Annotated in this window: 7 protein-coding genes; 2 read left to right on the forward strand and 5 right to left on the reverse strand. The window is 61.4% G+C overall.

From position 1 onward, the window contains the following. Positions 1 to 25: 25 nt before the first annotated feature. On the reverse strand, positions 26 to 4,354 hold the full coding sequence (locus ACODNH_RS18455; protein ID WP_434530756.1) for a beta strand repeat-containing protein: 4,329 nt from the start codon (positions 4,352 to 4,354) through the stop codon (positions 26 to 28). 345 nt (positions 4,355 to 4,699) lie between these two features. Next, positions 4,700 to 6,355: a tRNA uridine(34) 5-carboxymethylaminomethyl modification radical SAM/GNAT enzyme Elp3 gene (locus tag ACODNH_RS18460; RefSeq protein WP_434530757.1), complete on the reverse strand. Its 1,656-nt coding sequence runs from the start codon at positions 6,353 to 6,355 to the stop codon at positions 4,700 to 4,702. Between the two features lie 107 nt (positions 6,356 to 6,462). On the opposite strand from ACODNH_RS18460, the gene ACODNH_RS18465 reads away from it, so the two are divergent. After that, positions 6,463 to 6,597 carry a hypothetical protein gene (locus tag ACODNH_RS18465; protein WP_434530758.1) on the forward strand — a complete coding sequence of 45 codons (135 nt, stop codon included), beginning with the start codon at positions 6,463 to 6,465 and terminating at the stop codon, positions 6,595 to 6,597. A 360-nt stretch (positions 6,598 to 6,957) separates the two neighbouring features. Next, complete coding sequence (locus ACODNH_RS18470; RefSeq protein ID WP_434530759.1) at positions 6,958 to 8,850, forward strand: methyl-accepting chemotaxis protein; 1,893 nt, start codon at positions 6,958 to 6,960, stop codon at positions 8,848 to 8,850. 3 nt (positions 8,851 to 8,853) lie between these two features. On the opposite strand, the gene ACODNH_RS18475 is transcribed toward ACODNH_RS18470, so the two are convergent. From ACODNH_RS18475 to ACODNH_RS18485, 3 genes are all read right to left on the reverse strand, one after another. Then, positions 8,854 to 9,342 (reverse strand): cupin domain-containing protein, encoded by a 489-nt coding sequence (locus ACODNH_RS18475; protein ID WP_306706820.1) that lies wholly within the window; start codon positions 9,340 to 9,342, stop codon positions 8,854 to 8,856. A 40-nt stretch (positions 9,343 to 9,382) separates the two neighbouring features. Further along, on the reverse strand, positions 9,383 to 11,566 hold the full coding sequence (locus ACODNH_RS18480; protein WP_306706822.1) for a DHH family phosphoesterase: 2,184 nt from the start codon (positions 11,564 to 11,566) through the stop codon (positions 9,383 to 9,385). Between the two features lie 64 nt (positions 11,567 to 11,630). Beyond that, positions 11,631 to 11,894 (reverse strand): hypothetical protein, encoded by a 264-nt coding sequence (locus ACODNH_RS18485; protein WP_306706824.1) that lies wholly within the window; start codon positions 11,892 to 11,894, stop codon positions 11,631 to 11,633. Between the last annotated feature and the right edge of the window lie 4 nt (positions 11,895 to 11,898).

Consider the following 11,898-nt stretch of genomic DNA (forward strand, 5'->3'; position numbering starts at 1 on the left):
GGATGCCCTGCCATCCGCATGGGTACTACACCCGACGACGGACGCGGACAAGACCGGCGATCAGCGCCAGCGCGAGTGCGACTAGCTGGACGGTGAATCCCGGGCCAGATGCTGCGACCGTTTCGGCGGCTGGCTCTGCGCCGCCACCGCTTTCACCAGTCTCGTCAGTCCCGGACCCACCCGTGCTCTGGGCGGTAGTCGAGCCGACACGCAGGTCACCGGCACTGACGCCGTTGACTGCTACTGCGCCGTTGACAGCCTCGAACTCTATTGTCACAGTAGTCTGTTCGCCGGCGTTAAGCCGGACCGTCCGAGAAGCGACCGAGTTGCCGTCAACAGTGACCGTCAGCGTCTGTTCGACGGTTTCGTTGGTCGGGTTCTCGACTGCCGCCCGCGCCGACGTGTTGAACCCGGACCTGACCCAGTCAGCCATCAGGGACGCATCAGCAACAGTGAGTTCTGCGGGTGTCGGAGTCGATGTATCCGTATTCGAAGAGTCGGATGCCTTCGGAGTGGACACATTGGCGGCCGGGGAAACGACAGAGATAGTTGATAAATTGGACGCCGTCGCCCGAATGGACCTGTTCGTCGCATCGACAGTACTGGGTAGCTGACTCCAAGACCCGTTGTGGTACTGGAACACCCGGACAGCGTCCATCGACCCGTTGGCCGGAAGCGCCGATTCGTTTAGCCGTAGGGTATATGTCGCCCGGCTGATAGCAGACGCATTTGCGCCGGAGGTGACGGTCACGTATCCGCGCACGCCATCTTCCTGAACCGCAACCATATCGTTTGGCGTGGCGTGTGGGCCGAGCAGCGTCGCGTTGAACCCATCGCTTTCGTTGGTCACGTTAAGCGAGAGTTCAGAGAGGGTAAACGCCGGCGCGGTCTCGGACGGACCGGAGCGGTTCAGCGACTGGGTGACCGTCGAGTTCGCGGCGTCGGCAGTCACTTGGACAGTGACTCCGTTGTCGATCTGTGACTGTGAGATGGAGGGAGCCTCTGCGCCGCCGCCGTTGTCGGTCTCGTCTGAGTCGTCATTGGAACTGAATCCGCCGCCGCCACCGCCTCCGCCGCCACCACCACCGCCGCCGCTACTGCTCTCAGCTTCGACGGCGAGCGTTTCGGTGGTTGCGTTGCCAATAGAGAGCGACCGATCTCCCTCATCATCGAAGGAGATACTGAATGACACAGTTGCTGTCTCACCGCCGGCAATCGGACCGATGCTTTTGGACTTGAGCGTCTGGTTGCTCTCTGTGAGCGCCGCGGTGTAGTTCCCACTCTCTGTGCCGACATTTGCAACAGTCGCTGTCACGTCAACTGATTCGCCGGTTTCAACGGATGAACTGCTCAGCTTTGCGTCACGAATCTTGAACGTCGCGGGCTGGGTTACTGAGATGTTTCCGCCGGAGTCACTGTTGACCGCCACATCGTACTCTCCGCCGCTCTCGAAGACGTAGACGAAGGTGACCTCGGTCTGTTGACCGCCCGAGAGCGTAACGTTCCTCGTGTCCACGATGTCGTCGTTGGTCTGCAGGCGAACTGGGGAGGTCCCCTCCTCGTCACCATTGTTGACGACCGTGGCAGTCACCTCAACGGGCTCGCCTGTTCGAGCGCTCGTCCGGTTCAGTTCGACAGCAGTCGTGTCGAACGCCGCCGGCTCTTTGACCGTGACTGTGCCCGCTCGCGCGCCATTGATATCGACGACGTAGTTCCCACTGTCGTTGAAGACGTGTTCGTACGTGATTTCTCTCGCCTCACCGCCATCTAAAGTCACTGTTCGGCTCTCCACGACCGAATTCGCGACTGAGAAGTTCCCTGTGACGTTCCCCGCCTGTCCACCGGTGTTCGTTATGGTCGCGCTAAGTTCGACAGCACCGCCTTGGGTCACGGACTCGCTACTGACTGCCGCGTTGCTGATCTCGAACATCGCCGGCTCAGTCACGGTCACACGGGCTCCGAACTGGTTGTCGACGGCAATGTCTCGCGTCCCCGCATCGCTGAATGACTGGACGAACGTGACAGTCGCTTCCTCGCCGCCGTTGAGTGTCACCGATTGCGTGTCGATCGTGGTACCGTCTTCCTGTAACCGCACATCGGCCGTCCCGGTCTGGTCACCTTCGTTCCGGACGGTCGCGGCGACCGCTATCGGCGCTCCGGTGACGACATCCGTTCTGTTCAGGTCAACGCTGGTGGTTTCGAACGTCGCCGTCTCAGACACACGGACCGTCCCGACCCGCACCCCATCAAGATCGATGGGGTACGTGCCAACGGCAGTGAACGGCTCCGTGAACGAGACAGTCGTCGATTCTCCGGGGCCTAATTGCAGGTCCGTGGCGCTCGTCTGCTCGTCAGCAACCGTAAGCGGGACCTCGTAGGTGCCGGCCTGGTCGCCGGTGTTCGTGACCGTTGCAGTCACCGCGACGCTCTGTCCCTCGCTCACACTTGTCGTGTTCAGCGCCCTATCGGATACCTCGAACGTCGCTGGCTGCTCTACTGTGACGGTCTGTGTCTCGCTCCCGACGGTGAACTGGTACGTTCCGGGCTCGTCGAACGTCCGCACGTACGTGTCCGTCCCGGATTCACCCGGTGCGAGGTCGAACGAGACGGCGTCGGGGACTTGATTCCCCGTTTCGATCCAGAACTCCTGGCCTGCGGTCACGGTTCCATCGTTTCTGGCCCTCACCGTCAGTTCTGCCGCGTCGCCCCGGGTGACCGTCGTCCGGTTCCAGCTCGCGTCGGTGATCTGGATATCGGGCTGGCCGACAGTCAGGGTGCCGGCAGTGACACCGCCCACCGTAACCTCGTGGTCACCCTCATCAACAGCTCCTTCAAGGCGATAGAGGTACGTCTCGTTGGCTGTCTCTCCAGCCGAAACCGTTATCGACTCCTGGCCGACCTGCGTACCACCAACTTCGATAGGCAGGGAAATTGTACCGGTCTGTCCACCAGCATTCTCCACCGTCACCCATAGCTCCGGCTCGCGGGTTCCGATGCCGCCCGTATCCGTGTCAGTATTGACCTGGGTGTCGATGAGCCCGGCGTCCTGAATCTGGATATTGGGTGGCTCAGCTCCACCGCCGTTCTGTGCTTCGACGATCAGCGTCCCAGCGGTCGTATCGCTAACCGAAATCTCCCGCTCGCCGCTGTCGTCGAACGAGCGACTGAAGCTCACTTCCCGAGAGCTATCGCCGTCGACTGCAACTGACTGCGTGTCAACGGTACTGCCGTCGACAACGAGTTCCGCCTCAAAGGTCCCGGCCGCCGCGCCGTTGTTCACGACCGTCGCCGTCACATCGACTGATTCGCCGACGGCCACGGTGTCAGTGCTCAACTGAGCGTCCCGAACCGCAAACAAGGCCGGTTCGAGTACGTCGACATCACCGGCCGATTCACCCGCGACGTCGACGGTATACGTTCCGCCACTGTCGAACGAATGCGTGTACGACACCGTCGTGGACTCGCCGCCGTCGAGCGTTACCTCCCGCGCTTCCACCGTGTCATCGTTGACCGTGAACGGCACCGCCAAGGTCCCCGCCCGGTCGCCGGTGTTCGTGACGGTGGCCGTTATCTCGACGGGCTCACCCACGTCGACCGTCGACCTGTTGAGTCCCCGCTCGCTGACCTCGATACTTGGCGGGTCGCCTACGCTGATCGTCTGGGTTTCCTCGGCGGTACCGAACTCGAATGTCCCGGATTCCTCGAACGTGTGTACGTACGTGTCCGTCCCGGACACGCCCGGTTCGAGGTTGAAAGACACTGCGTCAACTGACGTTCCGTCTACGTAAGTGAAAACATCCCGCTGGCCGGAAACAGCGCCGGTGTTCTCTGCGGAGACCGTCAGTTCAACGGCTCCACCTTCGCTGACCGTCGTCGTATTCCATGAATGGTCCGTGACGGTGATGTTGGACTCGCCGACGACCAGCATACCCGCAGGTTCACCGTTGACCGTCACTTCGTGTTCCCCGTTTTCGATATAGCCGCCGTCGCTGGTTTCGAGTAGGTACGTCGTGGTGACGTTCCTCGTTCCATCGGCGTTGACGGTCACCTCTTCGGGGCCGATGACCGTCACTTCTCGCCCGCCGACCTCGACAGTAATTGTTTCTGTCCCGTCCGTGTCGCCCGTGTTCTCGAACGTGACCCACAGCTCAGGCTCTGGCGTATTCATCTGCCCCGTATCGACCCGCTTGTCGATCAATCCGGCGTCCTGTACCTCGATGTCCGGTCCCGCAACCGTCTCTGTCTCGTGATTGGACGCCGCCGCGACACCCGTCCCGTACATCGGGGCCGTCGACACCGCAACCACAGCCAGTAGCGTCATCGCTGATAGCCACAGGCCCGTAATCTTACCCATGGGTTGGCCGATGATAGTCTGGTAATTAGTTAGCGGGAACGAATCGCAAAGTAAGGTCATATTATCGCTGCTACCGTCCGCTACCGCCGGTTCTAGTCTAATAAGGGCCGGGACACGGCATTACAGATAATGCCCTATTCGATCCACTCCGCCAGCACAGCCAGCGCGTCGGTATACATATAGTACCTCAAATGACGTTCGTCCTTTCAATCGTCGCCATCACCCGCGGCGCGGTGGCGAGCCTCACGCTGACCGGGCACTCAACAGTGCAGTTCTGCAGTATGGTCCATCGACAGGACACTCAGTCACACGGGGACAGTAGCGGTGAAAATCAAGTCGGGGCTATCAGAGACGCTTGCTCACGTACGGGCCGTCCTGTTTGTACCCCAGTTTCTCCCGGTAGTACTGCCGGACACCGATGCCGGAAATGACGGCCAGTTTCGGGAAGCCGGCGTCCCGGGCCAATACCTCCGCTTTCTCCAGCAGTTTCTTCCCGTAGCCTTTGTGCTGGTGGTCCTCATCATCACCTTCCTGCCCGACACCGACGGCGTTACCGTAGACGTGGAGTTCACGCACGATTGCGGCGTCCTGTAGCTCCCGGCGCACTGGGTCGTTGGGGAATCGAAGCCGACAGAAGCCGACGAGCACGTCGTTGTCGAAGTCTTCGAAAGAGATGAAGTGTTCCGTGCCACCACAGGCCTCGTAAGTCATCACGTTGAGTTCGATGTTCTCGGCGGCGTCGTCGCTGTGTCCAGCCTCCCGACAGCGGATACAGTCACACGTCCAGTCGTGTTCTTCCATCCGCTTCCAGGCGAGTTGCCGGAGGTTCGACTTCCAGACCCCACCTTCGATGAAGTCAGCCGGGATGTCCCGCTGGACGCGCTGGAGACGAGTGTAGCGGGGGATCATATCCTTGATTTCGGCGACTAGCTCGGCGGCCTCGTCGTTGTCCAGTGGGTCGAACTCGTCTTTGCGCCACCAGTCGTAGGTGACGGTTCCCTCGACGATTAGCGTCGGGTATATTTTCAGGTAGTCCGGCCGCCAGTCGGTCTGCTCAAAGATACGTCGGAAGTCCTCCAGACACATCTCCTTTGACATCCCGGGCTGGCCCGGCATCATGTGGAAGCCGACTTTGAACCCCGAGTCGCGCAGGCGACGGTTGGCGTCGATGGAGGCCTGGACGCCGTGGCCGCGGTGCATCTCGCGGTTGATCCGCTCGAAGGTGGTCTGGACGCCCACTTCGACTTTCGTTGCGCCGAGGTCGAGCATCCGGTCGATCTGTTCGGGGTCACACCAGTCGGGCTTTGTCTCGAACGTCGTGGCGACGTTGCGGACGTCAGCGGTCTCGTTCTCCGCGATGACGTCCTCGAGATAGCGGAACTCGTAGTCGTCTTCGGCGAAGCTCACGTCCTCTGCGGGCGTCGGCTCTCTATCCACGTCGAAGTCGTTCATCGCCTCGAGGGCTCGCTTGACGAACCACTCCTGATAGTCGTGGCTCCGGGCCGTCATCGTCCCGCCCATCACGATGAGTTCGGCCTTGTCGACGGGGTGGCCGATCTCCCGCAGTTGGTTGAGCCGAAGGGTGACCTGGCCGTACGGGTCGTAGTCATTCTGTTCGCCGCGTGCGGCCGCGGGTTCGTGACCGGTGTAGGACTGGGCGGAGGAGAACTCCGAATCGGGGCCGCCGGGACAGTACAGACACTTCCCGTGGGGGCACCGCTCTGGCGATGTCATGATCGCGATAGGGGACACACCTGAGGCGGTCCGAACCGGCTTGCGCTGGAGGACCTCCTCCAGCACCTCGCGGTGCTCTTGTGGCGCGTAATCGAGCAGTTCAGAGTTTTTCGGCACTTTCGGCGCGGAGTACTCCCGGCAGACGTCGATCTTGGCTGATTCGACGTCGTCGCGCTCGACCTCACCTGCGAGAATCCGGTCGACCAGCTCCGCACACACCTGCTGGAAGGTCTCTGTCTCGTCTGGGTCCGGCGTCTCCGTACTCATCGGCGTTGTGCGAAATCGGCGTCTCGGCCGAATAAGCGTGTCGCTCGGGTATCGTCAATGATGGGGCTAGCCGTGGGGTTCATTGTGCTGTCACCCCATATCAGAGTATGAGCGGTAAAACGGACGACAGCGGGAGCCTTGACCGGCCGACCTTCCGCGGCTGCGTATTCTGTTACAGCGCTGAGTGGGCGTACTACGGTGCCAAGAAGGCGGCTAAATCCGTCTCGTCACCGGATACGTAGGGCCCGTCGAATTCCGGAAACAATCCGGGGCCGTCTGCCCTCCGCCGCAGACGCCCTCGTTATTTTGAGAGATACTGCAGGTAAGTCGATACATATTGACCAAAGCGTGCGAACGACTGTCGATACGTCAATGCTGGTGCTGGCGATCCGCTGTATTGTGAGCGGCCGGTAACACGACTGCCGCCCAGAGAGCGGCGATAAACTAATTTCTAGAAAGGACGACCGGTTCTCCGGCCACGAGGGACGCACCGAGCGACACTATATTCCTCCGGTAAGGGGGCGAACGCGACGATACCGCAGTTCAAGCATTGATAATCTGCGCGAAAGGGTTAATTTGCGGTACTCGAACGATGCGTACGTATGGCTCAGTCAACGGGAAATGTCGGGCAGACAACAGACAGTAATCCAAGCGTAGCCGAGCGGCTACAAAGCTTTGTATCCTACATTCCGGACGGCTCGACAATCCCGGACAAGCAGTGGCGCAACCGGCACCGGAGCGTGGTACTCGTGACACTGCTTCACATCCCGTTCTTATTCGGGCTTGGTATCTACACTGGGTCTACTCCAATAACAGAAGCGCAAATACCTGCAACCCCGCTGTCTCGGGTACTGCTACTCTGTGGGGTCGTGTTTGCCCTGTCTGCAAGTAGCCTCATCCCTCGCTTCAGGCGGCGTGTCAGGACCATTCTCTCGGTTACGGCAGTATTTGTGTCGTCACTGGCTCTTGTCCAACTCTCTGGCGGCTATATCGAAGCCCATTTTCACTTCTTTGTTGGGATGGCGATAGTTGCTGTGTACGAGGACTGGGTCCCATTCCTGTGGGGACTGGCGTATGTCGTTCTCGCCCACGGATACTTCGGGACCATCGACCCGAGTCGCGTCTACAACCACACGGCAGCGATTAACAACCCGTGGGCATGGGGGCTTATCCATGGTGGGTTCGTCCTGATGCTGTGTGTCGCCCTCGTGAACAACTGGGTATCGACCGAGCGGTCACGTGAGAAATCCCAGGCACGCTTTGAACAAGCCGAACAGCGCGCCTCGGACATCGATGACCTCCAAGCCAAGCAAGAGGAGATAGAGCAACAACGCGCCGAGGCAAAAGAAGCCCGTAAAAAAGCGGAGCGAAAAATGCAGGAAGCCGAGCGGCAAAACACTGAATTGCAGGAGACGGCCAGCAGATTCAGTGAGGCCATGTCGGCCGCTGCCGACGGTGACCTAACAGTTCGGGTCGACCCTGACGTAGCTGACAACAACGCGATGGTACAGATCGCCGAGTCGTTCAACAAGATGATGACGGAGACGGAGTCGGCGATGGAAGAGATACAGACGTTCTCTCAGGAGGTTGCGTCCACAAGCGACCAGGCCACGGCCGGTGCGAACCAGGCAACAGGGGCCAGCGAAGATATGAGCGAATCGATTCAGGGAATCGCCAGCGGGGCGGCCGAACAGCAGGAGATGCTCGAAACCGTTTCCGGCGAGATGACTGACCTGTCGGCGACTGTCGAAGAGGTCGCCGCATCTGCCGAAACTGTCGCGGAGCGGTCCCGTGAGACGGCCGAAATCGCTGACGACGGCGAAGAGACAGCACAGGAAGCGATAGCAGGCTCCCGGGAAGTCCAGACGGCGATCGATTCGACCGTTGAAAACGTGGAGCGACTGGACGAGAAAATGGCTGAGATCGGTGACATCGTCGAACTCATCGGTGACATCGCTGAGCAGACGAACATGTTGGCCCTGAACGCCAACATAGAGGCTGCCCGGGCCGGAAACGGGTCTGGCGGTGACGGGTTCGCCGTCGTCGCGGACGAGGTCGAACAGCTAGCCGAGGAGACGCAGGCCTCGGCGACCGAAATCGAACAGCTCATCGCGGAGACGCAGGCACAGACCGAAACCACGGTCACGGAGGCGCGGGGGGCCAAGGAGGATATGCAAGAGAGCACCGAAGCCGTAGAGGCTGTTGTCGACACGTTCTCGCAAGTAGCTGAAAACGCCGAAGCGACTGACAACGGTATTCAGGAGATCAGTGACACGACCGATGATCAGGCCGCCACGACCGAGGAAACGGTGTCGATGGTCGAGGAGGCCGTGGACATCAGCGAGTCGACCGCCGCGGAGACCGAAACCGCCTCCGCGACGGCGCAGGAACAGGCCGCGTCGATGTCACAGGTCAGCGCCAGCATCGAATCCCTTGCCGAGCAGTCCGAGCGGCTCCAGACGATGCTGTCGGAGTTCGACGTCGGCAGCCGCTAAGACTCACTCGTCCCAGTACTCTTTTTCCGCGTTCATATCGAGATATGTTGACAGCGTCCGGTCTGCTTTCTCGCCGCCCGGAGGCGATCCGGCATACAGCCCGACCATCTCCCGGTCGGGGTAGACGGTGATGTCCGGCTCCTCCATTGTCGAGACCATCAGCAGCCGGAGTTCAGACTCACCAGCTTCGATTTCGTGCGCGCTCTCCTCGCCAGCCGGGAGCGCGACGTAGTCGCCCGCTTCCAGCGCGTGCTCGTCGGCCTCGGGGCCGAGCCGGAGTGTTCCTGTTCCGCCCCGAACGAATATCGCTTCCTCGTTGCCCTCGTGGTAGTGGCGCACCCAGAGTCGCTTGCCCGGCGGCACGGCATAGAGACTCGCGCCGAGTTGCTCACCCCCGGCAGCGTCACCGATCTGCTTGCGTCTGAAGGTCCGGTCGCCGTGGTCGTGGTCGGTCCAATCGAGATCGGCTTCGTTGACGGGGCCGTCGCTCATGCCCGATCAGATTGCCGGCGGGGAGAAAAAGTCTGCCGCGTTACAGCTCGTCAGCCAGCACGTCGAGCATGGCGTCGAGGACGGCCGGGCGCTCGCCGGCCAGATAACGGATGGTGCCTTCGCGCACGCTCCGTGTCGCGACGCCGCCTTCGGGAACTCGCTCGCTGACCTCGTTGACCAGTTCGTGCAGGTCCAGATCGCCGTTGGCGCGGACGTACATCGTGTCCGTCGAGATGCCGAGCACGGCGTCGCTCTCGTCGCGAACGTCCCGGTGGAGTTCATCGAGCAGGAGCGACTCCGGCGGGAACTCGTACTGGTGGGTGAACGCGTCCGTGTCGAGGACGGCGATGTCGACGCCGTCGACGGTCCGGTGATCGAGATTGGCCCGGGCGGTGGACACCTCTTCGTCGACCTTCTCGCGGAACTGCTCGGCGATGTGGCCAGCCAGGCCGCCCACGTCTTCCTCGTCGTCGCCGAATACGAGGTCGGTGATGAGTTCGCGCTTGTCCTCGTAGGACTGGTAGTGGGCTTCAAGCGCGACGGCTTCGCGGAGTTCCGACACCGCGGTCTCGTCGTAGCCGGCCTCGCTGGCGGCGTCCACGTAGGGTTCTGGGATATCCTCCCAGAAGCTCACAGCGGGGAGGTGTTGCAGGTCGTCGCGAACGTCTTCGTTGACGTGTGCAGCGACGTTGGCCGCAAGCGCCGTCGAGGTGGTTTCGGAAACGGCGTCAGCCGAAGGTGAGACGACAGCGTCGACGGTGTCGACGACCGCACCGTCGACGTCGATGTCGTCGATGACGACGCTCGGTGCGCCGTACACGTTCAGCAGGTCGAAGCCGTCGAGGCTCTCGCGCGTGCCGCCGGCGGCGACAAAGACGAACAGCGGGAGCTTCTCCTCGTGGCGCTCCCGGTTGTCAAGCATCGTCGTCGTGTCCTTCGTCGCGTCGTCCATGTCGTAGACGCCGCCCTCAATCGGTCGCCGATCGAAGTAGTGATACTTCGCGTCGGCGCGGCGGTGCTGCTCGGTGACGAGCGGGAGCGCGGCCCGTTCGAGCGCGCTGCCGGCGAGGTAGCCGTCCGCAGTGTTGGCGTGGCGAACGATGACCGGTCGGTCGGTCAGCACTGCTTTCCGGATCTGGGTCGCCGCTTCGACCAGTTCGTCGGAGAGGGCCGCGACCGCCGTGTCTTCGGCGAGCGGTTCAGCCGTGTCGGGTCGGGCCTCGTCGTCGAGCGCATCGGCGAGTCGCTGTTCGACTTCTTCGCGCTCCTCTGCTTCGAGCACGCCGAGGTCCTCGGTCTCGACCTGCAGTTCGCCACGTCGCTCACGGACGTCGCCCGACAGTCGAACGTAGTCATCTTCTTCGACTTCGGGGTAAGCGCGGACACCCGCTTCGACGAAAGCCGCACAGTCGACGGTGCCGGTCTCGTCCTGCAGTTCGAACACCGTCGGCCCGGAGGTTTGTCGGATGCCGACGACTTCGCCTTCCAGTCTAACGTCCGCACCGACGTGGTCGTCAAGGTCGCCGATAGCCGCGGCGACCGGTTCATCGGTCGTCGCTTCGTCCGACTGACTCGCCTCGCTCTCTGCGTCGGCTTCCTCGTCGGATTCGGTCATGACGGCGGTGTTCGACCCACTGTCGTTGCCGCCGACGGCCGCAGTGCCCTCGACGCGGTCGGCGTCGCTGGCTCGGCTGACGGCACCGGCGCTTGTGGAACTCTCAGATTCAGACTGGCTTGCGCCGGAGTCGTCGTCCGCACTCGACACGTCGTCACTCTGGTTTGCGGACTCGTCGGCCGTCGACTCGGACTCGACTTCTTCGTCCTCCTCGTCATCTTCGTTCTCAAGTAGGACGGAATGGCCGATTTCCGGGTCGTCGACGAGGACGCCGCGGAACTCGCGCTCGGACTGGCGAATCGACCAGCCGAGGTCGACATTGCCGTTGTCCCGTACGTTTTTGACCTGAACGTAGACGTTGTCGCCCGACTCCCAGTCGAGGGAATCGAGCCGCTGGTCCAGTTCGCTCCGGTGGAGCAGCCCCGTTACGCTGTCGCCGATGTCGACGAACACGCCGAACTCGGCGAAGCCGTCGACACTGCCGCGGTAGTAGCGGTCGACCGATAGCTGGTCGGCACGCGAGCCACGGAACTCGAACAGGGCGTCCTCCTCGTGGAGGTCACAGATGCGTCCTTCGACAGATTTGCCGCAGATGATACACGAACCCATTACACGGTGCAAGTATGTCGGGCCTAAAACGGTTGTCGAATTCCGGCCGAACGAAACAGGTCCGCTATTCGAACATCTCTCTCTCCTCTTCCAGCAGTTCGAGCCCTGAAGCGACCGCTTTCGCCTGTTCCGGGAACAGAGCAACCTCGATTTCGCTTCCCTGTTCGTCTTCGAAGGCAATTTTGACGCGCTTGTCGCCGTATTCGCGAACGTCGACGCCGTCCACGTCGTACATCTTGATCGTCGCTTCCTTGTTCGACGGGCCGACGCTCTTGAACGCTCCATCCTTGAGTTCCAGCATGAACTGGTCGATGTCGATACTGAGCATCGTT

This window comes from Haloarcula sp. NS06 (genome assembly GCF_051122755.1).
Taxonomy (GTDB): Archaea; Halobacteriota; Halobacteria; order Halobacteriales; family Haloarculaceae; genus Haloarcula.